Annotated in this window: 29 protein-coding genes and 1 tRNA gene; 13 read left to right on the top strand and 17 right to left on the bottom strand. The window is 65.0% G+C overall.

Going from position 1 to position 26,134, the window contains the following annotated elements; genetic code table 11:
• Positions 1–17: 17 nt before the first annotated feature.
• From ACX3PH_RS01890 to ACX3PH_RS01880, 3 genes are read left to right on the top strand one after another with little or no spacing between them, the layout of a single operon-like run.
• Positions 18–803 carry an ABC transporter ATP-binding protein gene (locus ACX3PH_RS01890; RefSeq protein WP_459088805.1) on the top strand — a complete coding sequence of 262 codons (786 nt, stop codon included), beginning with the start codon at positions 18–20 and terminating at the stop codon, positions 801–803.
• A complete protein-coding gene (locus tag ACX3PH_RS01885; protein ID WP_459088803.1) occupies positions 800–1,579 on the top strand; it encodes an ABC transporter permease in 780 nt (259 codons plus the stop codon). Before ACX3PH_RS01890 ends, ACX3PH_RS01885 begins: the two co-directional genes overlap by 4 nt.
• A complete protein-coding gene (locus ACX3PH_RS01880) occupies positions 1,576–2,373 on the top strand; it encodes an ABC transporter permease (RefSeq protein WP_459088801.1) in 798 nt (265 codons plus the stop codon). The genes ACX3PH_RS01885 and ACX3PH_RS01880 overlap by 4 nt, the downstream gene beginning before the upstream one ends.
• A gap of 11 nt (positions 2,374–2,384) precedes the next feature.
• Here the strand turns inward: ACX3PH_RS01880 and ACX3PH_RS01875 are convergent, their stop codons facing one another.
• Genes ACX3PH_RS01875 through ACX3PH_RS01860 form a run of 4 tightly spaced genes read right to left on the bottom strand, consistent with a single transcriptional unit; the run spans position 2,385 to position 4,772 of the window.
• Complete coding sequence (locus ACX3PH_RS01875) at positions 2,385–3,353, bottom strand: pirin family protein (protein ID WP_459088799.1); 969 nt, start codon at positions 3,351–3,353, stop codon at positions 2,385–2,387.
• Positions 3,354–3,355: 2 nt separating this feature from the next.
• Positions 3,356–3,919 carry a hypothetical protein gene (locus tag ACX3PH_RS01870; RefSeq protein ID WP_459088797.1) on the bottom strand — a complete coding sequence of 188 codons (564 nt, stop codon included), beginning with the start codon at positions 3,917–3,919 and terminating at the stop codon, positions 3,356–3,358.
• 29 nt (positions 3,920–3,948) lie between these two features.
• Complete coding sequence (locus ACX3PH_RS01865) at positions 3,949–4,173, bottom strand: helix-turn-helix domain-containing protein (RefSeq protein WP_459088795.1); 225 nt, start codon at positions 4,171–4,173, stop codon at positions 3,949–3,951.
• The gene (locus ACX3PH_RS01860; protein WP_459088793.1) at positions 4,173–4,772 is read right to left on the bottom strand and encodes a hypothetical protein; all 600 of its coding nucleotides are present in this window, start codon (positions 4,770–4,772) and stop codon (positions 4,173–4,175) included. Before ACX3PH_RS01860 ends, ACX3PH_RS01865 begins: the two co-directional genes overlap by 1 nt.
• Positions 4,773–5,059: 287 nt before the next feature.
• Here ACX3PH_RS01860 and ACX3PH_RS01855 point away from each other — a divergent pair, with 287 nt between their 5' ends.
• From ACX3PH_RS01855 to ACX3PH_RS01840, 4 genes are all read left to right on the top strand, one after another.
• Entirely contained in the window at positions 5,060–7,546 is a 2,487-nt protein-coding gene (locus tag ACX3PH_RS01855) for an ATP-dependent Clp protease ATP-binding subunit (RefSeq protein WP_459088791.1), read from the top strand.
• Positions 7,547–7,750: 204 nt separating this feature from the next.
• The gene (locus ACX3PH_RS01850; RefSeq protein WP_459088789.1) at positions 7,751–8,194 is read left to right on the top strand and encodes a hypothetical protein; all 444 of its coding nucleotides are present in this window, start codon (positions 7,751–7,753) and stop codon (positions 8,192–8,194) included.
• Between the two features lie 54 nt (positions 8,195–8,248).
• The gene (locus ACX3PH_RS01845) at positions 8,249–8,749 is read left to right on the top strand and encodes an amino-acid N-acetyltransferase (protein WP_459088787.1); all 501 of its coding nucleotides are present in this window, start codon (positions 8,249–8,251) and stop codon (positions 8,747–8,749) included.
• A 13-nt stretch (positions 8,750–8,762) separates the two neighbouring features.
• Positions 8,763–9,377 (top strand): hypothetical protein, encoded by a 615-nt coding sequence (locus ACX3PH_RS01840; RefSeq protein WP_459088785.1) that lies wholly within the window; start codon positions 8,763–8,765, stop codon positions 9,375–9,377.
• Between the two features lie 147 nt (positions 9,378–9,524).
• Here the strand turns inward: ACX3PH_RS01840 and radA are convergent, their stop codons facing one another.
• Both radA and ACX3PH_RS01830 read right to left on the bottom strand, forming a co-directional pair.
• Complete coding sequence (radA, locus tag ACX3PH_RS01835) at positions 9,525–10,892, bottom strand: DNA repair protein RadA (protein WP_459088783.1); 1,368 nt, start codon at positions 10,890–10,892, stop codon at positions 9,525–9,527.
• A gap of 42 nt (positions 10,893–10,934) precedes the next feature.
• Positions 10,935–11,681: an SGNH/GDSL hydrolase family protein gene (locus ACX3PH_RS01830; RefSeq protein WP_459088781.1), complete on the bottom strand. Its 747-nt coding sequence runs from the start codon at positions 11,679–11,681 to the stop codon at positions 10,935–10,937.
• Positions 11,682–11,755: 74 nt separating this feature from the next.
• Between ACX3PH_RS01830 and ACX3PH_RS01825 the strand changes: the two genes are divergently transcribed.
• A tRNA-Ser gene (locus ACX3PH_RS01825) sits at positions 11,756–11,843 on the top strand.
• A gap of 45 nt (positions 11,844–11,888) precedes the next feature.
• On the opposite strand, the gene ACX3PH_RS01820 is transcribed toward ACX3PH_RS01825, so the two are convergent.
• Positions 11,889–12,557 carry an integrase core domain-containing protein gene (locus tag ACX3PH_RS01820; RefSeq protein ID WP_459088779.1) on the bottom strand — a complete coding sequence of 223 codons (669 nt, stop codon included), beginning with the start codon at positions 12,555–12,557 and terminating at the stop codon, positions 11,889–11,891.
• Between the two features lie 259 nt (positions 12,558–12,816).
• Positions 12,817–13,563: a glucose 1-dehydrogenase gene (locus ACX3PH_RS01815; protein WP_459088777.1), complete on the bottom strand. Its 747-nt coding sequence runs from the start codon at positions 13,561–13,563 to the stop codon at positions 12,817–12,819.
• A 207-nt stretch (positions 13,564–13,770) separates the two neighbouring features.
• On the opposite strand from ACX3PH_RS01815, the gene ACX3PH_RS01810 reads away from it, so the two are divergent.
• Both ACX3PH_RS01810 and ACX3PH_RS01805 read left to right on the top strand, forming a co-directional pair.
• Positions 13,771–14,385: a TetR family transcriptional regulator gene (locus ACX3PH_RS01810; protein ID WP_459088775.1), complete on the top strand. Its 615-nt coding sequence runs from the start codon at positions 13,771–13,773 to the stop codon at positions 14,383–14,385.
• A 113-nt stretch (positions 14,386–14,498) separates the two neighbouring features.
• Positions 14,499–16,106 (top strand): GMC family oxidoreductase, encoded by a 1,608-nt coding sequence (locus ACX3PH_RS01805; protein ID WP_459088773.1) that lies wholly within the window; start codon positions 14,499–14,501, stop codon positions 16,104–16,106.
• Between the two features lie 311 nt (positions 16,107–16,417).
• On the opposite strand, the gene ACX3PH_RS01800 is transcribed toward ACX3PH_RS01805, so the two are convergent.
• Together ACX3PH_RS01800 and ACX3PH_RS01795 are read right to left on the bottom strand one after the other, a co-directional pair.
• A complete protein-coding gene (locus tag ACX3PH_RS01800) occupies positions 16,418–16,882 on the bottom strand; it encodes an SRPBCC family protein (RefSeq protein WP_459088771.1) in 465 nt (154 codons plus the stop codon).
• Complete coding sequence (locus ACX3PH_RS01795; protein ID WP_459088769.1) at positions 16,879–17,055, bottom strand: hypothetical protein; 177 nt, start codon at positions 17,053–17,055, stop codon at positions 16,879–16,881. Before ACX3PH_RS01795 ends, ACX3PH_RS01800 begins: the two co-directional genes overlap by 4 nt.
• Before the next feature lie 54 nt (positions 17,056–17,109).
• Here ACX3PH_RS01795 and ACX3PH_RS01790 point away from each other — a divergent pair, with 54 nt between their 5' ends.
• The 3 genes from ACX3PH_RS01790 to ACX3PH_RS01780 are packed head-to-tail and all read left to right on the top strand — an operon-like array spanning position 17,110 to position 19,125.
• Positions 17,110–17,661, top strand: coding sequence for a TetR/AcrR family transcriptional regulator (locus ACX3PH_RS01790; RefSeq protein WP_459088767.1), 552 nt, complete (start codon positions 17,110–17,112; stop codon positions 17,659–17,661).
• Complete coding sequence (locus tag ACX3PH_RS01785; RefSeq protein WP_459088765.1) at positions 17,654–18,376, top strand: ABC transporter ATP-binding protein; 723 nt, start codon at positions 17,654–17,656, stop codon at positions 18,374–18,376. The genes ACX3PH_RS01790 and ACX3PH_RS01785 overlap by 8 nt, the downstream gene beginning before the upstream one ends.
• Positions 18,373–19,125 (top strand): ABC transporter permease, encoded by a 753-nt coding sequence (locus ACX3PH_RS01780; protein WP_459088764.1) that lies wholly within the window; start codon positions 18,373–18,375, stop codon positions 19,123–19,125. The genes ACX3PH_RS01785 and ACX3PH_RS01780 overlap by 4 nt, the downstream gene beginning before the upstream one ends.
• Positions 19,126–19,137: 12 nt before the next feature.
• On the opposite strand, the gene ACX3PH_RS01775 is transcribed toward ACX3PH_RS01780, so the two are convergent.
• The 7 genes from ACX3PH_RS01775 to ACX3PH_RS01745 all read right to left on the bottom strand — a co-directional run bounded on the left by ACX3PH_RS01775 (position 19,138) and on the right by ACX3PH_RS01745 (position 26,123).
• Positions 19,138–19,776, bottom strand: a complete 639-nt coding sequence (locus ACX3PH_RS01775) for a 3-oxoacid CoA-transferase subunit B (RefSeq protein WP_459088763.1) — start codon at positions 19,774–19,776, stop codon at positions 19,138–19,140.
• On the bottom strand, positions 19,776–20,468 hold the full coding sequence (locus tag ACX3PH_RS01770; RefSeq protein WP_459088762.1) for a 3-oxoacid CoA-transferase subunit A: 693 nt from the start codon (positions 20,466–20,468) through the stop codon (positions 19,776–19,778). Before ACX3PH_RS01770 ends, ACX3PH_RS01775 begins: the two co-directional genes overlap by 1 nt.
• A 20-nt stretch (positions 20,469–20,488) precedes the next feature.
• Positions 20,489–21,949 carry a benzaldehyde dehydrogenase gene (locus ACX3PH_RS01765; RefSeq protein ID WP_459088760.1) on the bottom strand — a complete coding sequence of 487 codons (1,461 nt, stop codon included), beginning with the start codon at positions 21,947–21,949 and terminating at the stop codon, positions 20,489–20,491.
• Between the two features lie 134 nt (positions 21,950–22,083).
• Positions 22,084–23,721, bottom strand: coding sequence for a thiamine pyrophosphate-binding protein (locus tag ACX3PH_RS01760; protein WP_459088758.1), 1,638 nt, complete (start codon positions 23,719–23,721; stop codon positions 22,084–22,086).
• 11 nt (positions 23,722–23,732) lie between these two features.
• A complete protein-coding gene (locus tag ACX3PH_RS01755; RefSeq protein ID WP_459088756.1) occupies positions 23,733–24,554 on the bottom strand; it encodes an ABC transporter ATP-binding protein in 822 nt (273 codons plus the stop codon).
• Between the two features lie 16 nt (positions 24,555–24,570).
• The gene (locus ACX3PH_RS01750) at positions 24,571–25,344 is read right to left on the bottom strand and encodes an ABC transporter permease (RefSeq protein WP_459088754.1); all 774 of its coding nucleotides are present in this window, start codon (positions 25,342–25,344) and stop codon (positions 24,571–24,573) included.
• Positions 25,341–26,123 carry an ABC transporter permease gene (locus ACX3PH_RS01745; protein ID WP_459088752.1) on the bottom strand — a complete coding sequence of 261 codons (783 nt, stop codon included), beginning with the start codon at positions 26,121–26,123 and terminating at the stop codon, positions 25,341–25,343. The genes ACX3PH_RS01750 and ACX3PH_RS01745 overlap by 4 nt, the downstream gene beginning before the upstream one ends.
• Positions 26,124–26,134 lie beyond the last annotated feature (11 nt).

Below are 26,134 nucleotides of genomic sequence, written 5' to 3'. Positions count from 1 at the left end.
CAAGGATGGCCGGCATCGTGAACGACAATGTCAAAGTGCGGCTGACCGACGTCTCGAAGCGTTTCCCCGGCAAGCAGGAGGTGACGGCCCTCGAGAACATTTCGCTGGACATCGCCGAAGGGGAGTTCGTTTCGATCGTCGGTCCGTCGGGGTGTGGGAAGTCGACCCTCCTGCGCCTTGTCGCCGGCTTGCACGAGCCGACGTCGGGAACGGTGGACATCGCCACCTCGAAGCCAGGACGGCCGAAGACCGCAATGGTGTTCCAGGAGCACGCGCTGTTCCCGTGGCTCTCCGTGCGGGACAACGTGATGTTCGGTCCACGCAACCGGAGCGTCCCCAAAGCGGAGGCAGCGGACATCGCGGATGCCCAGCTGTCACGCTTGGGGATGGGCAAGTTCGCGGACTTCTACCCCCACCAGCTGTCGGGCGGGATGAAGCAGCGCGTCGGGATTGCGCGCGCCCTGGCGCAGGACTCCGAGATCCTGCTCATGGACGAGCCGCTTGGCGCGCTGGATGCGCAGACCAGGACGCTCCTCCAGGAGCAGATCCTGGAACTGCGCCAGGAGTCGCAACCGACCGTGCTGTACATCACTCATGCGATCGATGAGGCAGTCTTCCTCTCCGATCGAGTCGTCTTGATGTCGGCGCGACCCGGTCGGGTGCGCGAGATCATCGAGCTCGACTTCCCGCTATCTCGGGGGCCGGAACTGCGCGGCACCAAGGAGTTCGCTGAGCTCTCGCAGGGCATCTGGAATCACCTCCGCGACGAGGTTCAGGCCGCCATGGCAGTAGACAGCCGGTGATCGCCCGCTTCTTCCGCGAGAAGTGGGCGGCCATCGTCGGACCGGTTCTCGTACTCGGCATCTGGGAAGTGCTGAGCCGCACAGAGGTGCTCCGCCCGACGTTCTTCCCGCCGCCCTCTGAGATCGTCGCGCGGGGCACGATCATCTTCGACGTCGAATTCGGTCTGGGCGGGGACCTTGTCGCGACTGTCGTGCGGGTGCTCATCACGATCGCTCTCGCGATCGTCATCGGGGTGACATTCGGAATCGCCATCACCGCATCCCGCTGGACCGAGAGCGGATTCGGCACCGTGCTGGCCTTCCTGTACCCGATCCCCGGAGTTCTCTTCTTCCCATTCCTCACCTTCGTGCTCGGCCGCACCGAGGCGGCGATTCTTCTGACGGCGCTCGTGACGCCGCTGGTGGTCATGGTGCTTTACACGGTCGCCGGCGTGCGGAGCATCGACCAGACGCTCCTTGAGGTCGCGCACAACTACGAGTGCCGCGGGTCCCGGCGTTTCTTCCGGGTGCTCCTGCCGGGCTCGCTGCCGTCGATCGTCACGGGGATCCGGATCTCCCTCGGGTTCGCCCTGATCGCCGTCATCGCGATCGAGATGGTCGGCGCGCCGACCGGGCTCGGCAACTTCTTGTGGACGAACTGGCAGATCCTTCGGGTGACCGACATGTACGTCGCCCTCCTCTGCATCGCCGTCCTCGGCCTGCTCAGCTCCGCCGGGTTCGAAGCGCTCGCCGGTCGCCTCCTGCCTTGGCGCGTGGATACCCGGGTGGCCTCGTGAGCCCCGCCGTGCGGTCCTGGGCACAGCTGCTCGCGATCCCGATCCTCCTCGTGGTCGCCTGGGAGCTGACGACACAGTTGGGGCTGCTCGACCCGCGTTTCTTCATCCCGCCGAGCGATGTCGCAGCGGTGACGGTCGACCAGTTCCTGAACGGCCGCCTCGGGGTCGACCTCCTCGTCACGCTGCAGCGACTGGGCTTGGCGTTCTCGCTCGCGGCTGTCACCGGGGTGATCATCGGCGTCGCATCCGGGCAATGGCGCATCGTGGAAATGTTGATCCGTCCGGTGACCGACACCCTCTACCCACTGCCGAAGATCGCCATCCTGCCGCTGTTCATCATCATCGTCGGACGCGGTGAGGTTGCCTACATCCTGACCGCCTTCGCCACGGCGTTCTTCCAGATCATCATCAGTACGAGGGGAAGCGTGCGGAACGTCGACCCTGAGCTGATCGAGGCGGCACACAACTTCGGGGCCACCGGGGTGCGGTACTTCACCCGATTCCTGTTCCCCGCGATCTCCCCCGCGCTCGTGAGTGGCCTGCGGTTGGGCCTGGCGACGTGCCTCATCACGCTCATCGCCGCCGAATACGTCGGTGCCGAAAGCGGGATCGGGTCGATGATCCGCCGCGCGGGGCAGCAGTTCGCGGTCGATCAGGTTTACGCCGGCATCGTGCTGACGGGTGTGCTCGGCTTGTTCATCAACGTGCTGTTCCGCGTACTCGAGCCCGTTCTGCTGCCGTGGCAGAAGGGCGTGACGCGCACGGGTGCGCGCCTGCTCGGACCGGGTGCCTGAGCCCGTCGACGCTAACCCCGCGGCTTGAGCCGCACCGTCGGCATGGCCGGCGCCGGCAGCGGTGGCCCGTCGTAGCCCTGCACGACGCCGAAGTGCCCGGCATCCGTTCCCCCACCGACGACCTCTGACTGCCATTGCGCCCGATAGGCGACGACCTCGTCGTGGCTGCGCCCGATGAAGTTCCACCACATGACGATCTGCTCGTTCAGTGGCTCGCCGCCGATGAGCACGAGTCGCGATGCCGTGGTCGCTTCCAGTCGGAGTTCCTCGCGACCGGGAGCCAGGTAGGCGAGATGCGATTTCGGCACCGGATTGCCCTCGACACTGACCACGCCGCTGTCGACGAGAACCCCATGCTCGAAGCTGGAGGCGATGGGCAGGGTGATCGACTGCCCGGCCTTCAGGTCGACCTGCGCTCCGACCAGCGGACTGAACGTGGTGGCCGGCGACTTCTGGCCGACCAGGCTGCCGATGAACACGCTGATGCTGCCCTCCGGAAACTCGACGACCGGCGGCACATAGTGCTCGAACATCGGGCGGGTGTGCCGGGAGGCGTCGGGAAGGGCGGTCCACAGTTGAACGCCGTGCAACATCCGCGTTGTCGATGTGGACACTTCGGAGTGCTGGATGCCACGGCCCGCCGTCATGAGGTTGAGCTCGCCGGGGCGCACCATCGCGTGGGCGCCGGAGGAGTCGCGGTGCTCGACCTCGCCGGCGAACAGCCAGCTCACCGTCTGCAACCCGGTGTGCGGATGCGGCGGCACGACCATGCCGCCGGTGACCGCGACGTCATCCGGTCCGTAGTGGTCGGCGAAGCACCAGGCCCCGATCAGGGAGTGCCCGCGCTGGGGCAGCGTGCGGCGTACGTCCATGGCGCGGGGGCCGCCGAGCGGTACGTCGCGTGGTTCCAGGATGCGGATGCCCGGTGTGGCGTCGGACTCGCAGATCAGTTCTTCGGGGTCGCGTTCGAGGTTGCTCATGGTTATGGTTTGATGGGTTCCGTCGGGATCGGTTCGCCTGTACTAGGAGGCGTGCTCGGCTCGGTAGCGGTCGGTTCTGGCTCCGGTTCTGGCTCTGGTTCCGGTTCTGGCGCCGGCTCGTCGGGCGGGCTGGGTTCGCCGCCCGGGTCTTCTGTCGGAGTCTCCGTCGGCGGCAGCGAGGGGGTGACCGACTCGGTCGGGGTCGGGCTGACGACCGGCTGTTCAACGTTCGCCCACGGTTGCAAGATGCCGAGGGCGATGGCTGCCCCCATGATCACGACAGCGGCGGCGATAAGCCACGGGACCGGTGACTTCCGGTTCGGCGTGACGGGTGGCGGTGGCGCGCCGCCCCCGATGTCGCCGGCGGAGGGATCCGCGATCGGAACGTAGGGCGCGATCGGTTCCGTCGACGCCGGCACAGGCTCGAAGGCGACTGTTGGGGCATCCGCTTCGCCCGGGGCGGCGCCCGCGGCCGCGGCGGCTGCCGCTTCGGGAGGTATTTCCGGCAGCGGCTGCGTCGGCTGCTCGTCTGGGTCCACTCCGTGGTCGGGCGGGTCCTGCGGCATGGTCGGCTCCCATCGTCCGTGAAACCAGCCTAATCGCGCACGAGCAGGTCGCCCACCTCGCATCCGAGTGCGTCACAGATGGCGGTCAGGGTGGAGAAGCGGATGGCCCTCGCCCGGTCGTTCTTGAGCACCGAGAGGTTGACGATGCTCACCCCGACCAGCTCGCTCAGCCGGGTGAGCGTCATCCCGCGCTGTTCCAGCAGTTCGTCGAGGCGGCAGTGGATGCCCGTGCTCTCCTCGTCCGCCTCACCCATCAGACGAGCCCTTCAGTGTCGCGTTGCAGGCGCTCGCCGAGCTGGAACGCGATGCCGAGGGCAAGGATGGCGAAGCCACCGAGGAGGGGAGCCGGATCGAACCAGAAGCCCGCCTCGAAGACGGCCCCAGCGGGATCGACGTCGAGTGCGGCCTGCATGGTTCCGAACCCGATGGCGGCCTGACCGAGAAGCCCGCCGACACTCAGGGCCGTTCCGGCGATGATCGCGGCGACGGTGAGCGAGCGCCGGAACGGTCGTGCCCGCAACAGAGACCAGCAGAAGTAGGCGATTGCCAGCGAAACGGCAAGGCTCGCGACCAGCCCCACTGCGACCCCGATTGACAGCATGACCCGCGCGAAGGTACTGAGCCCACTCACCGTGAGGGAGGCATCCGTGAATGACCCGGAAACGATCGTTGCCTCCCCGTCCAGATCCGTCGGTACCGGCGCGGATGCCAATAGCCCCACCGGTGTCTCGCCTGGAGCGAAGGCGACCTGCGCGCCGTGAGCCATCCCGAAGATCAGCGTGGCGACGGAGTAGGCGAGTGCCGCCAGAAGCACAAGCCAGAGGGCTATTCGGTCACTTTGTGAAGACTTCACGTTTCGCTTCCTAACGATTATCGATAACAACGACAGTCGTTAACATAACGACTTTCGATATGGTGCGCAAGCGCATCCGCGGCCCGCATTCATCGAGCCGGGTCATTTTGCGAGTGATCTGCGAGGCACGCCCGCAAAATGACCCGGGTCGCGATGGTGGGGGTCTGTGCCGGGCGCCGGTCCGGTGCTTTAACGCCCACGGCGAACAGGGGAGCAAATCCAAGGGTGCGGTCGTTACTCTCTTTGTAACGGCATCCAACCGCCACGATGCCTGAGGAGATTCAGAGATGTTCGAACGATTTACCGACCGAGCCCGTCGCGTGGTTGTCCTGGCCCAGGAAGAGGCCAAGATGCTCAACCACAACTACATCGGGACCGAGCACATCCTGCTCGGCCTGATCCACGAGGGTGAGGGTGTCGCCGCCAAGGCGCTCGAGTCGCTGAGCATCTCGCTCGACTCCGTGCGGGAGCAGGTGCAGGACATCATCGGCCAGGGCCAGCAGCAGCCGACCGGGCACATCCCGTTCACGCCGCGGGCCAAGAAGGTTCTCGAGCTGTCCCTGCGCGAGGCGCTGCAGCTCGGCCACAACTACATCGGAACCGAGCACATCCTGCTCGGCCTCATCCGCGAGGGCGAGGGTGTCGCAGCCCAGGTTCTCGTGAAGCTCGGCGCCGACCTGAACAAGGTGCGCCAGCAGGTCATTCAGTTGCTCTCCGGATACCAGGGGAAGGAGCAGGTGCAGGTGGGCGGCAACGAGCAGGCCAGTGCACAGGCCGGCAGCCAGATCCTCGACCAGTTCGGGCGCAACCTCACCCAGGCCGCCCGCGACGGCAAGCTCGACCCGGTCATCGGCCGGGAGAAGGAGATGGAGCGGGTCATGCAGATCCTCTCCCGCCGTTCCAAGAACAACCCGGTGCTGATTGGTGAGCCCGGCGTCGGAAAGACCGCCGTCGTCGAGGGCCTCGCCCAGGCGATCGTCCGCGGCGACGTGCCGGAGACGCTGAAAGACAAGCAGCTCTACACGCTCGACCTCGGCTCGCTCATCGCCGGCAGCCGCTACCGCGGTGACTTCGAGGAGCGCCTCAAGAAGGTGACCAAGGAGATCCGCACCCGCGGCGACATCATCACCTTCATCGACGAGATCCACACCCTTGTCGGTGCGGGCGCTGCTGAGGGTGCAATCGACGCCGCCAGCATCCTGAAGCCGCTCCTGGCTCGCGGTGAACTGCAGACCATCGGTGCGACCACGCTCGATGAGTACCGCAAGCACTTCGAGAAGGACGCCGCGCTCGAGCGCCGCTTCCAGCCGGTGCGCGTCGAGGAGCCGAACCTGCCGCACACCATCAACATCCTGAAGGGGTTGCGCGACAAGTACGAGTCGTTCCACAAGGTGTCGATCACGGATGGCGCAATCGTTGCCGCTGCCAATTTGGCAGACCGCTACGTCGCCGACCGCTTCCTGCCGGACAAGGCCATCGACCTGATCGACGAGGCAGGCGCACGCCTGCGGCTGTCGATCCTGTCCGCCCCGCCGGAGCTGCGCGAGTTCGACGACCGCATTGCGGGCGTTCGCGGGCAGAAGGAAGCCGCCATCGAAGACCAGGACTTCGAGAAGGCCGCATCACTGCGTGACGAGGAGAAGAAGCTGCTCGGTGAGCGGTTGCGCCTCGAGAAGCAGTGGAAGAGTGGCGAAGCCGGCTCGACCGGCACCGTCGACGAGGGGATCATCGCCGAAGTGCTCGCCGCCGCGACCGGTATTCCCGTCTTCAAGCTCACCGAGGAGGAGACCGCGCGTCTCGTCTTCATGGAGAAGGCACTGCACCAGCGGGTCATCGGCCAGGAGGAGGCCATCTCGGCTCTCTCCAAGACCATCCGCCGCACCCGCGCCGGCCTCAAGGACCCGAAGCGGCCATCCGGCTCGTTCATCTTCGCCGGCCCGACCGGTGTCGGTAAGACGGAGCTGGCCAAGGCGCTCGCCGAGTTCCTGTTCGATGACGAAGACGCGCTGATCGCACTCGACATGAGTGAGTACGGCGAGAAGCACACCGTCTCGAGGCTGTTCGGTGCCCCTCCCGGGTTCGTCGGCTTCGAAGAGGGCGGGCAGCTCACCGAGAAGGTGCGCCGCAAGCCGTTCTCCGTGGTGCTGTTCGATGAGATCGAGAAGGCGCACCCGGACATCTTCAACTCGCTGCTCCAGATTCTGGAGGAGGGCCGGTTGACGGATGGCCAGGGCCGCGTCGTCGACTTCAAGAACACCGTGATCATCATGACCACCAACCTCGGTACGAAGGACATCACGGGCGGCCCGGTCGGCTTCACCATCGAAGGCGACGAGGCTCAGAGCTACGCAGGCATGAAGGCGAAGGTTGTCGAAGAGCTGAAGAAGAACTTCAAGCCGGAGTTCCTCAACCGCGTCGACGAGACTATTGTGTTCCCGCAGCTGAACCCGGTCGAACTGCTCCAGATCGTGGACCTGTTCGTTGGGCGCCTGAGCGAGCGGATGCTCGACCGCGACATGACCGTGGAACTCACGGCCGCGGCGAAGGCGCAGCTCATCAAGGTCGGGTTCGACCCCGCGCTGGGTGCACGGCCGCTGCGCCGCGCGATCCAGTCCGAGGTGGAGGACCGCCTGAGCGAGCGGATCCTGCAGGGCGAGTTGCACGCCGGCGACCACGTACACGTGGACTACGTCGACGGCGACTACGTGTTCAGCACGACACGCCAGCCCGGCCGCGAGGCCATCGAGGAGCCGGCGGCCGCGCTCGAGGCGTAGCGCGTCTGTGGGTTGAGTAGGCGCGCAGCGCCGTATCGAAACCTGGAGGGGGCGTCGGGGAAACCCGGCCCCCCTTTTCGCCAGGCCAGCCCAACGATGACGGTGTTTGTCGACGTCGACGGTGTTTGTTGCACCGTCATCGTCGACAAACACCGTCATCGTCAGTGGACATTCCCGCAGGGCATTCGCCGATAGGGTCGGGGGGTGCTCGCCATGGATATCGCCCAGTCAATGCTGTGGTTCTGGATCGCCTATTTCGTCGTCACCGCCGTAGGCATCGGCCACACGGTATTCAACTGGAAGGCCCTCGGCATGACCGACGAGGGCGTCGTGATCAGCTCGGTGTACGACGTGTCGTCGTACCGCGCGACGCTGCCGTGGCATCCGCTCTACAACATCGTGCTGTTCCCGCCGGCCGCGTGGGCGTACTTCTCGGTCGTCCGGCCGGATGATGTGTGGGCCCATGCCTGGACGCTTGCCGCCACCTGGGCGGTAGTGGCCATCGTGGTCGACGTGATCGGGTGGGTTCTCATCCGGCACCCGTGGAGCATGACCTGGCACGGCATGTATGTCGCATACCAACCGTGGCTGAGCCTGATCTACGCCGCCATCTTTGCCGCGCCACTGCTCGCCGCGGCATTCGCCTGAGGTATACGCAAACGTGTACGGCGCGCGGCCAGCGGCGACCCATAAGATCGAAAAGTGACTTTCTCCGTGCGGCCGGCTCGCACCAGCGATGTGCCAGACGTCCAACGGTTGATCAACCCCCTCGTTGACCGCGGCATCCTGCTGGGCAAGGAGCGGGTCGTCTTCTACGAGTCGATCCAGGAGTTCCACATCGCCGAAGACGAGAACGGCAACGCGATCGGCTGCGGTGCCCTCCACGTCATGTGGGAAGACCTGGCGGAGGTGCGCACGCTCGCCGTCGAGGAGAGTTGGCTGCGGCGCGGAGTCGGGCACGCCATCCTCGATCGCCTGGAGCAGAAGGCCACGCAACTGGGCATCCACCGCCTGTTCTGCCTCACCTTCGAGGTTGAGTTCTTCAAGAAGCACGGTTTCGAGCAAATGTCGGAGGAACCGATGGACCCCGAGCTGTACGCCGAATTGGTGCGATCAGCGGATGAGGGCGTCGCCGAGTTCCTGGATCTCTCCCGAGTTAAGGCAAACACGCTCGGCAATACGCGGATGCTGAAGAACCTCTAGCTACCCTTGGGTCATGTCGACGTTCCGTAACCCCGTCGGCCCCCAGCCACCACAGGTGTACTGGCGCCGCAGACTCCTCGTCGGCCTCGGCGCGCTCGCGGTCCTGATCGTCGTGCTGCTCATCATCTTCCGCCCCGGCGCCGAAGCAGCCGACGACGACAAGAAGCCGACAACCGAAACCTCGTCCACCACCAAGCCGACGGATGAGCCGGTGCAGAAGGAGGGGGAGGCGTGCAACCCCGAGAATGTGACGGTTGAGCCGGTCACCGACAACACGCAGTACGCGTCGGGAGTGCAACCGATGATCAGCATGTCGATCGTGAACAACGGCAGCGTCGCCTGCGTCGCAGACGTCGGAACCGACATGCAGTTGTACGAGATCACCAGCGGTTCAGAGACGTACTGGCGATCGACGGACTGCCAGGCCGAGCGCACACCGCAGAAGGTCGCCCTCGAGCCCGGGGTCAAGCAGACCACCACGCCCATCCCGTGGGACCGCACCCGCTCAGACCCGGCGACCTGCACCAGCGAGCGTTCGCCGGTGGCCGCGGATGGTGCGAGCTACCACCTGCGGGTGGGCCTCGGTGACATCAAGCCCGAGAAGACGGCGCAGTTCCTGCTCTACTGAGTTCGTTCGCATCCGCCGCACGCGGGTGAACTCTTCACGCGCCCGTCAAGTTCACCGGCGCGTGAATGGAAGACCCGCTCTCGGCGTTGGTGCAGCGGATCGAGCAGCGCAGCGCAAAGTACACGAGGGCGGATGCCGCGGCAGCCGCTAGAAGGACGGCACGTCGGGCTGGTCGAGCTGCGCGGTGGCAAACGCCGTGCGCATTGCCTCGCGCAGGTGGGGCGCGGTGTCATCGATCATGGTGGTGAATCCGAGTCGCCTGGCCTCGGCGACCCGCTGCTTCGCCTGCGACACCGGCCGGATCTCCCCCGCCAGGCTGATCTCGCCGATCGCGGCCAGAGTCGCCGGGAAAGCCTTGTCGCTGTAGGCGCTGGCGATGGCCAGCGCGATGGCCAGGTCTGCCCCCGGTTCGGTAAGGCGGATGCCGCCGACGGTTGACACGTAGACGTCGAACTTGCTGAGTTTGAGCCCCGCGCGCCGCTCGAGCACCGCCAGCAGCATGGACACCCGTGACGAGTCGACCCCGTTGGTAACCCGGCGCGGCTGGGGTGCGTTCGTCTCGACGATGAGCGCCTGCACCTCCACCGGGAGGGCGCGCCGGCCCTCGGTGGCGATGGTCACGCAGGTGCCGCTGACCTGAGCGCGGATGGCCCCGGTTCCGCGCGACAGGAACAGCCCGCTGGGGTCGGCGACCTCTGCGATGCCGTCACCGGTCATCTCGAAGCAGCCCACTTCATCCGTCGGTCCGAACCGGTTCTTGTGGGCGCGGATGAAGCGCAGCCCGCTCTGACGGTCGCCCTCGAACTGACAAACGACATCTACCAGGTGCTCCAGCAGGCGGGGGCCGGCGATGGTGCCGTCCTTGGTGACGTGTCCGACCAGAAGGATGGGCAGATTGCGATCTTTCGAGACGCGGATGAGGGCGGATGCGACCTCCCGCACCTGGGAGGTTCCGCCGGCCAGCCCCTCGGTTGCCGAGGAGGAAACAGCCTGCACGGAGTCGACGATGAGCAGGTCCGGGTCGATCTGCTCGACCTGGCCGAGGATGGTGGCGAGGTCGGTTTCGGCGGCGAGGTACAGGGTGGGCTGGAGGGCGTTGGTGCGCCCGGCCCGCAGCCGCACCTGGCTGGCCGACTCCTCCGCTGTGACGTAGAGGATCTTCTGCCCGATGGCCGCGGCCTTCGAAGCGACTTCGAGCAGCAGCGTCGACTTGCCGACGCCAGGCTCGCCGCTCAGGAGGATCGTGGCACCGGGCACGATGCCGCCGCCGAGAACCCGGTCGAACTCGGCGATACCGCTCGGCCAGTGGGCAACGGATTCCGCCCCGATCTCGGTGATCGGCTTGGCGACGCGGTCGCCGCCGACGGCGACGGCCTTGACAGCACGAAGGATGCCGGTCGCGTCGTGCGCTTCGACGACCGTTCCCCAGGCCTGGCACTCCCCACAGCGGCCCGCCCATTTGAGGGTCGACCACCCGCACTCGGTGCAGCGGAACGTGGGGGAGGTGCGGGCCATGCTGCCAGCTTAAGCGAGGCATCCGTCATCGGGCGCCGAGGCTCACACTCGTGTGGGCAACGCCTCCACCGCGCGGTCGACGAGGGGGAGGAACGCGGACGCCCATACCCGGTAGCCGCGGTCGTTGGGGTGGAAGAGGTCGGCGGATGCCTGGTTCAGTGCCATCCGCGCGGCACCCTGGCGGCGGGTCGCCTTGTAGAGGGGTGCCAGCGTGAAGCCGTACTCGCCGATGACCTGGTGCACGATGCCGTTGGCGATGCGCACCCGCCGCTCGGCCTCGCCGAAGAAGAAGGAGGGCAGGTCGGCGACGATCGCATGCGGCGGCAGGGCATCCGCCAACTCCCGCAGCTCACGATCGAAGCGGACCTCGTCAAGGCTGGCGATGTCGTTCGCGCCGATCGAGACGGTGATCACGTCGGGGGTCAGGCGGGCGAGCCGTGGCACCTGGGTTTCAAGGGTCTCGCGCAGCCGGGCGCCGGACACACTGAGGTTGACCACGCGCACGGTCTTGCCCGTGGTCTTGCGCAGGTGGGCGGCGACTGTGCCGACGTAGCCGCGATGCGGCTTGCTGGCGCCGATCCCCTGTGCGGCCGAGTCGCCGACTGCCACGTACAAGACTTCACCGTCGCGTTTCGCGTGCTCGCGCCACCAGGCTGAGTGCACCGGCAGGGTCAGCGCCAGTCGTGCCGATCCGTTGCGCCGGCGACTCTTGAACGCGCTGACGGCTGCCCATGCAGCGGAAAGGACCACACTGGCCGCAGCGGCGACGATGATGGCAATGCGTTTCACACCACGATCGTAGGTAGGGCATCCTCGTGTTCGGCTGGAAAGTCGCACATCGGGCGTGTACTACAATCGTCAGCGGTGACGTGTCCGAGCGGCCGAAGGTGCAACTCTCGAAAAGTTGTGTAGTGAAAGCTACCGTGGGTTCAAATCCCACCGTCACCGCCACTGTCATGTGTTGAGACATCGTGCTCTGATGTGTCGAGACATGGTTCACATTTCGCTCTCCTTCGGGAGGGCGTTTTGTGGTTTCTGGGGTTGGTAGTCGCGGGTGGGGTCGATGATCAACTGGCGGAGCAGTTCCCCGGTGTTTGCGTTGATGATGCGGACGTGGTCGTTGTGGATCAGGAGCCGCACTCGGGTGCCTTTGTGGGCGCGGCCAACGCCGATGTGGTGCAGCCGTGAGTGATAGCGGACGGTAACGGCTCCTGAGTCGTCGATGCGGTCTTCGCGGATTCGCCAGTGGCCGCCGACGGTGCCGGCGGGGCCGACCTTGGTGCGAGCGGTGTAGGCCTGTGCGGGGGTCCTGCGGTTCAGGGACCGGTGCGGGCGGATCTGGTTGTAGTAGTCCCGGAACTGATCGAGCCGGGTCTGAAGTTCCTCGATGGTGTCGGCTGGCGGTTGAGCGGCTAGCCATTTCTTCAGCGTTTGCTGGAACCGCTCGACCTTGCCTTGGGTTTGCGGGTGGTTCGGTCTTCCGTTCTTCTGGGTGATGTTCAGCAGGCGTAGTTCGTTCTCGAACTTGTTGCGGCCCTTGCGCGGAGATGAGGTCGGTCGCCAAGTTCCTACGGAGCTCACGAAGGTTGAGCCGGAGAAGAAGAAGATTAAAGCCGGCTTGGCTACGCTCCGGGGTTTTCTCGCTTCACTGTCCGGTGCGGCCACGGCTGGACTTGCGAGCGGCGCTGCCGAGGAAGCCATTCGGCAGCTCATCTTGAATTGAAGACGATTCCAGGCCGCCTCAGTCCAGATTCAAGCTCCTTCGAAGATTTGCCCTCGAACCAGACACCTCCAAGGGCACCTTCCCCTCGCTCGTGATGGGCCCGTATTGGCACGACTCGTGCTTCGTGCCGCGCTCATGGCCGAGCTCACGCTAGGGATGCGGAATGCTCCTGATCGCTCAGGAGCACTCCACCGTTTGAAGCTATCCGGCGATAAGTCCGCCGTCGATGACGTGCTCGGTGCCGCTGATGTAGGAGGATGCGTTGGATGCTAGGAACAGCACCAGTTCGGAGACCTCGTTTGGCTCGGCCATGCGGCGCAGGGGGACCTGGTCCGCGATGCCGCCGCCGGTTTCGTCGGTCGCTGCGGCCATCATCGGCGTCTTGATGTATCCGGGGTGTACCGAGTTCACCCTGATGTTGTCGGGGCCGTACTGCAATGCGACGTGCTTGGTCATGCCGCGCGATGCGAACTTGCTTCCGACGTAGGCCAAGTTTGGCGAGCCGACCACTGAGAGCATGCCGGCAGTCGATGAGATATTGACGATGGAACCGCCGCCGGCCTTCTGCATGGAGGGGATAACGCTCTTCATGCCGAAGAACTGCGAGTGCTGATTGACGGCGATTATCTTGAGGTAGTCTTCCTCGCTGAGTTCGACCGTTTCAACGACCGGGCCGATGATTCCGGCGTTGTTCACCAGCACGGTGACAGGGCCGAACTCCTTCTCGGCGGTGTCGACCACCGTCTGCCATTCCGCAAGCGACGCAACGTCCTGCTTAATAAATCGAGCATTCTCGCCCAATTCGCTCGCGAGCTTGTTCCCGCGCTCTTCGTTGAGGTCGGTGAGCACAACTTTCGCGCCCTCTGCGACGAAAAGACGCGCATGCGCCTCACCCATTCCTTGTGCAGCACCGGTGATGATTGCCACCTTGCCATCAAGTCTGGCCATGATATTTACTCCTTCTTCCGTTGTGCCCTGCATTGTAGAGCGGCGATATTAGTGACCGCCGTCAACTGATATTTATGCAAACGCATGGAATGAGCTATCTATTCCTTGCGCAATGGTGGGTCCGGCCGGACTCACGCTGCCGCTGGTAGTCGATCAACTCGGTTGAGCCAGTTTCTGGCCGTCCGCAGACCGCTCTAGGCTCGACTTGTGAGCACCCAGCGACGCCCAGGGCGACCAGCCGCCTCCTCGAGGGAGGCGGTAGAGGCCGCAGCGGTGCTTCTGTTTGCCGCCAAGGGCTTCGAGAACACGACGATCCCGGAGATCGCGTCCGCTAGTGGCGTGAGCCGCACCACTTTCTTCCGCTACTACCGCAGCAAAAGCGATATCTTGTGGGCGCCGTTCGACGCGCACCTTGTTCGGCTTGAGCAGGCGCTCAGGTCGCGACCACATGACGAACCCCTCGCGACCGCCGTACTCCACGGAATCCTCGACGCCTTCTCAAGCGACGTGGACGCCACGGGCATCTGGCTGCAGCGGTTTCGGTTGCAGCGAGCGCCGGAGCAGCGAGCCGAAGAGGCTGTCCACTGGCAGCGTTGGGCCGCGGTGGTCTCCGACTTCGTTCGTACGCGTGCCGGCGCCGGCCCTGACGACTTCACCCCCGAGGCGATCGGCGGTGCGGTGCAGGCGGTTCTGCTGGCGTTCATCGGCGCCCGCGACGCAGACCTGATGCAGGAGCCGTCCGGGGTGCTTGCCGAACTCGAATTGCGGCTCGGGCGCTTTGTTGACGACCTGCAGCGTTGGGTCGACAATATGCCCGCATAAGCCCGCGCCGACGTGACCCCTTGATTTCGGTACTGGGTACCGATACTCTGGACTTGAAGATCGACCCGATGCTGCACCAATTCCCGCCTGGTCGATACCAGACGGAGGAGCACATGAGCGAGAACACGTACGACTACATCATCGTTGGGGCCGGAGCTGCCGGCAGCGTGCTCGCGAACCGGTTGAGTGAAGATCCGAACAACTCCGTGCTGTTGCTTGAATACGGTGGATCGGACGCCAACCCAATGCACTCGATCCCGAAGGGGTTCTTCTTCACGCTCAACGGCGACCGCTACGCGTATCGCTATCCGACGCTGCCATTCCGCGCGGGTGGACTGGGCGAGGTATGGGCCCGCGGCAAAGTGACCGGCGGATCAACCACCGTCAACGGCATGATGTACACCCGTGGGTTTCAAAAGGACTACGACGAACTCGTCGAGCTCGGCAACCCGGGCTGGGGCTGGGACGAGATGCTGCCGATCTTCAAGAACATGGAGAACCATGTGCTCGGCTCGTCGCCGATGCGCGGAGGCGACGGCCCGTACGGAGTCTCTTTTGCCGAGAAGGACGACATCACGGAGAAAATCCTCGCGGCCGCCGCGAAGACCGGTCTCGACGTCGTCGAGGACGTGAACGCGGTCGAGCACGAACGAATCGGGATGACGCCGTCGAGCGTGCGCAACGGCCTTCGCGTCTCCGCGGCCAGCGCATTTCTACGCCCGGCAAGCAAGCGGAAGAATCTGACCTATCTGACCCGAACGCGGGTCGGCTACCTAACTTTCGACGGCACGCGAGTCACTGGCGTGCGTACTCAGCGGCGCGGACAGAAGCAGCATTTCCTTGCGCGCAAGGAAGTGATTCTCTCAGGTGGCACCGTCGAGAGCACGATGCTGCTCGAGCGGTCCGGAATCGGGCGCCCCGACATCCTGAATGGGGCCGGCGTTGACGTGCGGGTGGAGAGCCCGAACCTCGGTGAACGTGTCATCGAGCAGCGTGGCGTGGCAATGCAGGTCAAGTTCAAGGAGCCGATCGGTCTCACGCAGCGGCTCAACTCCCTACCGAAACAGGGCTGGGAGGGGTTCAAGTATTTGCTCACCCGGCGCGGCCCCATCTCGGATGCCGGATACAACATCCTCGCCGGATTCAAGTCGTCGCCTGAACTCGATCGCACCGACATCCAGGGACTGTTCGTGCCGCTGGCGCTCGATGCCGAAAGCTTCGACGCGGTGCGCCTCGCGAAGCATTCCGGGATTATGTACTTGGGCTATCAGATCAGGCCCACCACAACTAGTTCGATCCACATTTCGGGCAAGGGTCCGGACGACCTGCCGGTCATCGACGCGAACTACCTGCAAACGGAGGTCGATCGAAAAGTCACCTCGACCATCCTCGATCAGGCGCGGCGTGTGTTTGCGGAAAGCCCAATCGCCGAGCTCATTGCCGAGGAAGAGTATCCAGGTCAGGCAGTGTCGACTCCCGACCAAGTGATTCAATACGCAGTCGACAACGGCGCGACCATTTACCACGCGGTGGGTGCCAACGCGATGGGGCCAAACGATGACGACGTCGTGGACTCCCGGCTGCGAGTCCGCGGCGTGACGGGGTTGCGTGTTGTGGACGCTTCGGTCCTGCCCATGCAGGTCTCGGGTAACACCGCCGCGCCCACCATGGCCCTTGCCTGGCGCGCGGCAGACTTCATCACGGAGGACAACGGAAAGTAGAAGGCTGTGCCGAGCGGTTTGGTAATCGCGAGGCTGACCATCCCGTTTGTATTTCGGCAGCTATGGCCCGGCGGGCCGCAGAAAGTCGGAGGGCGCGCGCCCCAAGCCTGGGCCGCTGTGTGAGTGCAGCCGGTCAGAGTCTCCACATCCCCGAGTGACGACATGCACGTTCGCGACTTCGTCCGCCTGCTACGGCGGTTGGAGCCGCACCTCCCGATTTCGCGAGCCCAAGAACGCGAGCCGGGCCAAAATGCGGGTGGCCGCGGCGGGGCACTCGCGCTTTGGCCCGTCTCGCGGAGGGGGCGGATGCCCTACGCGCGTTCGCGAGTGAGGTACGCCTCGATGCGGTCGAACGCTCCCACCCAGGCCATGGTCTGGAAGAAGTCGCGGGTCTCGACATCCGGGAAGCCGCTCTGCACGACGGTCACCAGGGTGCCGCCGTCCTTTTCCTCGAAGGTGACCTCCACTTCGGTGGTCATCTCCCCGCCGCTGGGGTCGCTTCCGGTGGAGGTGGTGACCAGCCGGTGCGGTCGGTCGATGGCCTTGAACACCTGCGTCTCGTGGAACTGCTCGTCGCGGTTGGGCCCCCAGACGGCGGTCTGCTTGCCGCCGACCCGCAGGTCGACCTCGATCTCGACAATGCCGGGTTCTTCGTCCAGGATGCTGAACCAGATCTTCTGCTTCTCGGCATCGGTGTAGGCGCCGAAGACCTCCTCCGGCGTCGCAGGGAGGAACCGCGTCATCCGCAGCTCGATGGTGCCTGTTGTCTCTGTCACTTGTCCGTTCCTTTCTTGAGGGTGAAGTAGACCTCGAGACCGTCAAGGCGGCGCTCCCAGAGGCGTTGGTATAACGTGATCCATTGCATGGCGTCATCCAGTCGTTCGGTGCCCAGCCGCACCTCTCGCGAACGCCCGACCTTCTCGCTGGTGACCAGCCCGGCGTCCTCCAATAACTAAGCTGGGATTCTTCGCCAGCTTGTAATGTTAGTGACTATCATTAGAGTGTGGCCCGGAGAGAACGAACTCGGACAGCGCTTCAGGAAGCAGCGCTGCAACTGTTCGATGAAAATGGCTACGACGCAACCTCGGCGGCAGCCATTGCAGCCCGTGCAGGGGTAACCGAGATGACCTTCTTCAGACACTTCGCCACCAAGGACGCGGTGCTCATGTCTGATCCCTACGACCCGCTCATCGCTCAAAGGATCGCGGACCAGCCCACCAACCTGCCGCCCCTCGCAGCAACGGTCGCCGGTATCCGCGGGGCTCTCACGAAGGTTCCACTTTCAGAGACCACTGTCATCCGCCGTCGGCTTCGCATTGTCGCCGGCACGCCGTCACTCGCCGGCGCAATGGCAATGAACAACGCCGCCACCGAAGCAGCAATTGCAGTTGCACTGTACTCCCGAGGTGTGCAGAGGGCGGATGCCCGCATCTCCGCTGCGGCTGTGCTCGGAGCGCTTAATGCTGCCATCCTCGAGTGGGCAGAGGGCGACAACGACGATCTCGGCGCTGCGGTAGAGCGTGCCCTACGAGTGATGGAGGGCCACCGTGGGTGACGTCAGGCTTGCGGCGCTAAGCGTCTCCCGCACCTACTCCAGCGGGGCAGGCGTCCAAGGGATCACCCTCGAACTCCGTGCTGGCGAAGTTGTCGCGCTGGTCGGCCTGAACGGTGCCGGGAAGTCCACCCTGATGAGGCTCCTGCTCGGCATGCTTCGCCCACACATCGGTGTGGTGGAGTTGGACGGCGTGAGTCTGAGCAGCGCCCCGATGAGCTGGTGGCGAGGAGTCGGGCACTCGGTCGAGTATCCGCTCGCCTATCCGGAGCTGACTGCCGGGCAAAACCTGCGGATGAGCGCTCGACTGCACGGGGCGGTCGACGTAGTCCCTATGGTGGAGAACGTACTCCGGGAGCTTGGCCTGGAAAAGTATGCGGATCGACGTGCTCGCTCTCTCTCGCTCGGAAACCGCCAGCGGCTCGGTCTCGCCGCAGCCCTGCAGCATGAGCCCGGGGTCATCGTCCTCGATGAGCCCAGCAACGCGCTCGATCCTCAAGGCGTCATCCTCTTGCGGGAGTCCCTTCGGCGTCGCGCCGAGCGTGGCGCTGCCGTGCTTGTCAGCAGTCATCACCTGGACGAGGTTGCCAGGGTCGCCAACCGGATCGTCGTCATGAACGCCGGGTGGTTGATCGGGGAGCTCGACCCGGCCACGCCCGAGATCGAAAGGGCATTTTTCGAAACCGTGCGGCAAGACGATGAGCGGGCGAGCGCATGAGGGCTGCATTGTGGGCGGAAGCGGTGAAGCTCGCGAGCTCCCTCGTTGGTCGAGTCGGCACCGTCGCAATCGTCGGTGGCATTGCTGTCTTGTGTGGTGCGCTGCTCCTCGCTGTGCACTCGGGTGACGCCCAACTCGTCGCTAAGCTGGGCCCCGCTGCGGATGGCGGGTGGAGCGGATTGCTCGCAGCGGCAGCGCAAGTGACCGGCGCCGGTGGCTTGCTCGGTTTCGGTGTCGTGTTGGCCTGGATGTTCGGCCGCGAGTTCGGCGAGGGCACGGTGACTGGATTCTTCGCATTGCCCATCAGGCGGTCAACGATCGCCGCCGCGAAGCTTGCCGTCTACGGGTTGTGGGCGACCCTGACCAGCCTGGCACTGGTCGCCGCTTTGCTCGTTGTCGGTGTCGTGTCGGCTCTTGGCGCGTTCCCGGTGGAGCTGTGGCCAGCTGTCGCCAGGCAGTTCGCACTGACGGTGATGACAGCCGCGGTTGCGACGCCGGTCGCCTGGGCAGCGACGGCAGGTCGTTCCCTGCTGGCCGGAGTGAGCGCGGCGATCGGCATCGTCATCGTCGCGCAGGTCTCGGTCCTGGCGGGTGCGGGCGGATGGATGCCGCTGGCGGCACCCGCGCTATGGGCAGTGTCCGCTGGCAATGCGGTCTCCACACTGCAATTATTGCTGCTGGTGCCCGTCGTGGTGGTTGTCGCCGGTGCGACGATGTGGGCGTGGGAACGGCTCCAGCTCGACCGTTAACAGCAGTGCCTTCTACGCGCGCAGCGCCAGCCCGGTCAGTTCGCGGAGTTGTTCAAGGGTCACATCGCCGAAGATCTCCCGCACCACGGCGCCGTCGGGGCCCAGATCGAAGACCGCGTGGTCCGTGTACAGGGTGTTCACGCATCCGATGCCGGTCAGCGGATAGCTGCACTCCTCCACCAGCTTGCACTGGCCGTCGCGGGTGAACAGTTCCATGATGACGTACACCTGCTTGGCGCCGATCGCCAGGTCCATCGCCCCGCCAACGGCCGGTATCGCATCCGCCCCGCCGGTGTGCCAGTTGGCGAGGTCACCGGATGTCGACACCTGGAAGGCGCCGAGCACGCAGACGTCGAGGTGGCCGCCCCGCATCATCCCGAATGAGTCGGCCTGGTGGAAGTAGGACGACCCGGGCAGTTCAGTCACCGGGATCTTGCCGGCGTTGATCAGGTCGTGGTCGATCTGGTCGCCCTCGGCGACCGGACCCATGCCGAGCATCCCGTTCTCGGTGTGCAGGATGATCTCGCGGTCGGACGGCAGGAAGTTCGCCACCTTCGTCGGCAGGCCGATTCCGAGGTTCACGTACGCGCCCCCGGTGATGTCCCGGGCGACGCGCTTGGCCATATCGTCGCGGCTGAGTGGCCCCTTCATTACTGCCCTTCCGTAGCGGGCGGCAGTGCGCCGCCGGTTTCGACCAACCGCTTGACGAAGATTCCCGGCGTCACCACCGTTTCCGGATCGATCGAACCGACCTCGACGATCTGTGAGACCTGGGCGATGGTGACTCCAGCTGCACTGGCCATCATGGGGCCGAAGTTGCGCGCCGTCTTACGGTAGACAAGGTTGCCGAGCCGGTCACCCTGGTGTGCTTTGATGAGGGCGAAATCGGCGAGCAGCGCGTCCTCCAGGACGTAGTCGCGTCCGTTGATCTTGCGCGTCTCCTTGCCCTCCGCCAGTGTTGTTCCGAACGCGGTTGGCGTGAAGAACCCGGCGATGCCGGCTCCGCCCGCCCGGATGCGCTCAGCGAGAGTGCCCTGCGGTACCAGTTCGAGTTCGAGCTTGCCCTCCCGATACAGGCCGTCGAAGATCTGCGAGTCGACCTGCCGGGGGAACGAGCAGATGATCTTCCGCACTCGCCCAGCGCCGAGGAGCGCGGCGAGACCAGTGGTGCCGTTACCCGCATTGTTGTTGACGATGGTGAGTCCGGATGCCCCCTGCTCGAGCAGGGCGTCGATCAGTTCGACCGGTTGGCCGGCCGTGCCGAAACCGCCGATCATCACGGTGGCGCCGTCAGGGATGTCTCGCACGGCATCCGCCGCACTGCTGACGATCTTGGAAATCATGTATCAGGTTCCTGGTTTCTTTAGAACGGGTAGCGTTCGATATCGCTTTGCATCGTCACCCATTGGGTCTCGGTGAACGCCTCGATGTTGGCATCAGCACCACCGAACCGTGACCCGGTCCCGGATGCTCCGACCCCGCCGAACGGGATGATCGGTTCGTCATCGACGTTCTGGTCATTGATGTGCACGATGCCGCTGTGCATCCGGTCGGACAGTGCAAGGCCCCGGAGGGGATCCTTGGTGAGGATGGCGAGGGAGAGCCCATACTCGCTCCGGTTGACGATCTCGACGGCCTCATCGAGCGTCGAGAATTTCATGACCGGTGCCACCGGGCCGAAGACCTCCTGCTCGAAGGCGGGGTGGTCGAACTTGCTGTCGGCCAGCACGGTCGGGCGGTAGAACAGCCCCTCGTAGGTTCCGCCGGCGGTCAGCTTGGCACCGGCGTCCACACTGCCGGTGACAAGCGAGTGGATGCGGTCGCGCTGGCCGGCGTCGATCACGGGGCCGAGCGGAGCATCCGTCGTCGCCCCGTCGCCGACCGGAATCCCGTTCGCGGTGGTGGACAGGCGCTCGACGTATTCGTCGTAGATGCTCTCGTGCACGAGGTGCCGGCCGGTGGTCATGCACACCTGGCCCTGGTGAAGGAAGGAGCCCCAGGCCCCTGCCGACACGGCCTGCGGCACATCGACGTCGCCGAGCACCAGCATGGCGTTGTTCCCGCCCAGTTCCAGGTGAACGCGCTTGAGGTGCTTCGCCCCGAGCTGGCCGATGGAGCGGCCGGCATTGGTCGATCCAGTGAACGAGATGACGCGTACCCCGGGGTGTTCGATGAGTGCGGTAGCGGGCTCGACTGCGCCGGGGAGCACGTGGAAGAGCCCGGCGGGGAGGCCGGCCTCCTCAAGGATTGCGGCGAAGGCGAGGCCACCGGAAACCGCGGTGCGGGGGTCCGGCTTGAGGATGACGGCGTTGCCCAGGGCGAGTGCCGGCGCCACTGAGCGCATCGAGAGGATCTGCGGGAAGTTGAATGGTGCGATGACGCCGACTACTCCCACTGGGATGCGACGGGCCAGGCTGAGGCGGGGTTTGGAGCTGCGCAGCAACTGTCCATAGGGGGCCTGGGCGATGGCCGCGGCAGCGTAGAACAGGCCGGAGACCATGTGGTTCTCGAAGGCGGCCTTCCCCTTCGCGGAACCCGCTTCACGGATCAGCCAGTGGCCGAGAACCTCGCTCTGCGCTTCGATGAGGTCACCGGCTCGACGGAGCACCGCCGCGCGTTCGTCATAACTGGTCGCATCCCACGACTTCTGGGCCTCGGTCGCCACGTCGACCGCGCGGGAAACATCCTCCGTATTGGCAACACCGAACTTTCCGATGGCCGACTCGGTGGCAGGCTCCATGATGTCCTGACTGCCACCTTTGCTGGTGACCCAGCCCGAACTGTAGAGCTTGCCATCCCACTCACTGGGGTCGAAGAACGTCATTATTCCTCCTGACGACAAAAATATGTACGCATAGCGAACGCGAGTTCATATATCGAACGTAACACGATGGGCCCGGTGCTGCAACGCGGCGGGACGGCCCAACTGGCGAGGTGTCCTCGAAACCCCCATTGACGCTACTTGGGCTCTCCGACGAACGCGTGCGCGTCGACCCAGGACGGGAACGAAATCGTCTTCGCGTCGATCACGATCGGGGTGGAACGGTCGCCGGCCAACCAGTCGCTCAACCCTGCGAGGTCATCCAGTGACCGCACGGTCACGCCGGTGCAGCCGAAACCGCGCGCGATGGAGGCGATGTCGGTCTCCGGGAATTCGACGATGTCGAGCGGCTGGCCGCTGTGCCGGAAGTGGTGCACCTCTGCCCCGTAGGCGCTGTCGTTGTAGACGACGACGACCAGCGGCAACCCGAGGCGTACAGCGGTGTCGAGCTCGACGAGGCTCATCATGAACCCACCGTCGCCGACGCCCACGACCGGCAGTCGATCGCGGCGTGCGACGGCAGCGCCGATGCCCGCGGCCAGGGAGAGGCCGATGCACTGGAAGGCCAAGGGCAGGCAGTAGCCCCGATCATCCGGAACCTGCAGGTACATTGCCGTGTACTCGGTGTGGCTACCGGCATCCGCCGTCACAATGCGCTCGGTCGGCAACAGCTCATCGAGAGCGACCGCGAGCAGACGCGGGTCGATGCGGTCGTCGGCGATGCGCGCCTCGAAAGACTGGTCGCGCCACAGGCGCCCCGCCGACAGCTTCTGCGCCACGGATTCGGTGCGGTAGCCGGCATCCTGTCGTTCCGGAAGCGCGTCGGCGACCGCGGAAGCCACCAGTGCAGCATCCCCGATGACGGATGCCTCCACCCGACGGTGCAGCGAGAATGCAGCCTGGTTGATGTCCACCTGAACGACGGGGGTGTCGCGGATGAGCTCGCCGTTGCGGGCTGTCCAGCGGTTGAGCGACGCGCCGAACGCGACGATCAGGTCGGCATCCATGATGAGCTCGGACATCGCCTCGTTCGCGAAGCCGCCCATAACGTCCACGTTCCATGGGTCATCGGTGAAGAGCCCACGCGCCATGGCGGTTGTCGCCAGCAGGGCACCGGATGCTGCAGCCAGCCCGACGATCTCATCGTGTGCGTTGAAGGCGCCACGGCCGCCGACGATAAGCGGACGCTGCGCCGAACTCAGTCGCGACACCAATTCGTTGACGCCGTCGACTGATGGCGCGGGGAGGGACGCGGGAGCAGGGAGATCCGGGGCAGAGCCGTTCCAGTCGACCTCGCCGGCCTGGACATCAAGCGGTAGTCCCAGCAGTACGGGCCGGCCGGTCCGGGCGATGGTGAATGCGCGGGCGGCATCCGCCAGAGCGGTCGCCGGCGACTCCAGCCTGATCGCAACGGCCCCGAGTGCTTCAGCGGCCGCGGCCTGGTCGATCCAGAAGTTGGAGGTCTTCATGGTTGCCGGAGTCTCGCCCGCGACGACGAGGAGCGGGGTGTGCGCCTTCGCCGCCTCGGCGAGGCCGGTCATGGCGTTGGTGAGCCCTGGCCCCTGGTGAACGCTGGCCACCGTGACCTTCCTCGCGAGGCGCGCGTAGCCATCCGCCATCGTTGCAGCGCCGCCCTCGTGGCGAGCGGAGACATACTTCGCCCCGGCGGCGACCATGGCGGTCGTCACCTCGAAGTTGCCGCTGCCGGTAACGCCGAACACCTGGTCGACCCCCCACTGCACGAGTGCACGGCCGACCGCTTCGCTGACCTTCATCGCATTGCCCTTCATCTCCGGGCGACCTTCTGGACCGCGGTCACACCGGTCGGCTTCGATGCCTTCGCCAGCTGGATCTGCTCGTAAACATGGGTCCGCAACTCCGTGAAGCGCTTACTGGAGCGGGTCTCCAGCTGGTCGCGCTGGTCGGGGAGGTCGATCTTCAGGTCGTCCTGCACCACAGTGGGTGAGTTCGAGAGCATGATGACGCGCTGCGCCAGGTACACCGACTCGTCGATGTCGTGGGTGATGAACAGGATGGTGACCCCGAGCTTGTGCCAGATGTCGCGCACCAGGTCTTCCAGGTCGGCGCGCGTCTGGGCATCGACGGCGGCGAACGGTTCATCCATCAGCAGCACCTTCGGCCGGTAGGCGACCGCGCGGGCGATGGCGACACGCTGCTGCATGCCGCCGGACAATTGCCAGGGATAGCTGTCCGGCACGTGTTCCAGTTCGACGGCCTCCAAGGCGTCGGCGACCAGCTTGTCGCGTTCGGCCCTCGACACCCCGGCGTTCTTCAGCGGAAGCTCGACATTGGCGCGAACCGTCATCCAGGGGAACAGGCTGCGGCCGTACTCCTGGAAGACGACGGCCATGGCTTTCGGCGGTCCGGTGACCGGTGTGCCAGCCAGTTCGATGGTTCCGGCGGTCGGTGTCAGAAGGCCCGCGATGCACTTCAGCAGCGTCGTCTTTCCTGCGCCGGATGGTCCGACCACGCAGATGAGCTCACCCTCGGCGATGTCGAGCGTGATGTCGCGCACCGCCTCAATCTCACCGTCGGCTACCTGGTAGGTCTTCTTGAGGTTCTTGATTGAGAGCATCGGCGTCGTCATGGTGGGTCCTGTTCCGCTAACTGTCACGTTGCACCTCTTTCAAACCGTGGTACCAGCGCAGCACCTTGGCCTCGATCGCTTTCGAAATGAGGGAGAGGGCGATACCGATGAGTCCGAGCACCGCAATTCCGCTCCACATCTCCGGAATCGCGAAGCCGCGCTGGAACAGCACGATGGTGTAGCCGAGCCCGGATGACGCTCCGAACATCTCGGAGATCACCATGAGGATCAGGCCGATCGACAGGCTCTGCCGCACCCCGGTCATGATCTGCGGGCTGGCGGCTGGCAGCACCAGGTGCCGAAGGCGGGCGAAACCATTGATCCCATAGGTGCGGCTGGTGTTCATGAGCACCTCGTCGACGGCGCGAACTCCTTCAACCGTGTTCAGCAGCACCGGCCAGATCGAGCCGGAGATGATCACGAAAATCATCATCTGGTCGTTGATTCCGATGAGCAGGATGAACAGCGGAACGAGCACCGGCGGCGGTATCGCGCGGAAGAACTCGAGTAGTGGCTCGGTCAGGCTGCGCAGCCAACGGAAGGACCCGATGAGGATGCCGAGAACGATTCCGAGGGCGATCGTGGCGATCAGCCCGATGACGAGCCGGATGATGCTGGGCACGAAGTCTGTCGCGAACCGTTCGCCGGCCCAGACTTCCCAGAACGTGGCAACCAGTTCTTCCGGGGTTGGCACATAGAAGTTGGGTTCTCCGCGGGTGAGCACCCACCACATGATGATGAGCAACACCGGCAGGCCGACGAAGTACGCAATGCGCTTGAGGGTGCTCATGCGATGACCTCACTTCTGACTGAGGAGTGCCAAGCGAGCACTTTCTTCTCGATGAATCGCATGCCCAGGTTGATGATGATGCCGATGATGCCGGTCGCGACGATGAGCGCGTACATTTCGGGCACCGCGCCGCCGGAACGCGTCAACGCGATCTGGTAGCCGAGGCCAGGAGACCCGATGACCAGTTCTGCCGTGATGGCCAGGATCAGTGCCACGGCGGAGGCGAGGCGGATGCCGGTCATCAGGTAGGGGAGCACGGTCGGCCAGACGACATAGCGGGCACGGGCGAGCGGGCCCAGGCCGTAGCTCTTCGCCGTGTTGTTGGCGACCGGGTCAACATCCGCCACCCCGTACAGCACCTGCAGGAGCACCTGCCAGAAGGATGCGTAGATCACCAACAGCAGGGAGGACTCGATCTTCACGCCGAAGAGCAGGACGGCGAGCGGGATGAGGGCGACCGAGGGGATCGGCCGTAGGAACTCGATGGTGGTGTAGGTGGCCTTGCTGAGGAAGGAGCTCGAGCCGATGATGAGGCCGAGCACCACGGCGGCGATGATCGAGATGGCAAGACCGATGGTCCACGCCAGCATCGTCTCGCCGACGTCCTTCCAGAACGCAGGCTGGCCGAAGTAGTCGATCAGTGTGATCAGTACCTCGCTGGCTGGGGGAAGGAATCGTTCCTGCACGAGTCCCAGCCGGGGAGCAGCCTCCCAGGCGAGCAGGAACAGCAGGATGCCTGCCAGTCCTAGGAGCGGACCAGACACTTTCGTACTTCGCATCCTGCTGTTCG

Source organism: Homoserinimonas sp. A520 (assembly GCF_054489245.1).
This window is presented reverse-complemented; position numbering and strand designations above follow the sequence as displayed.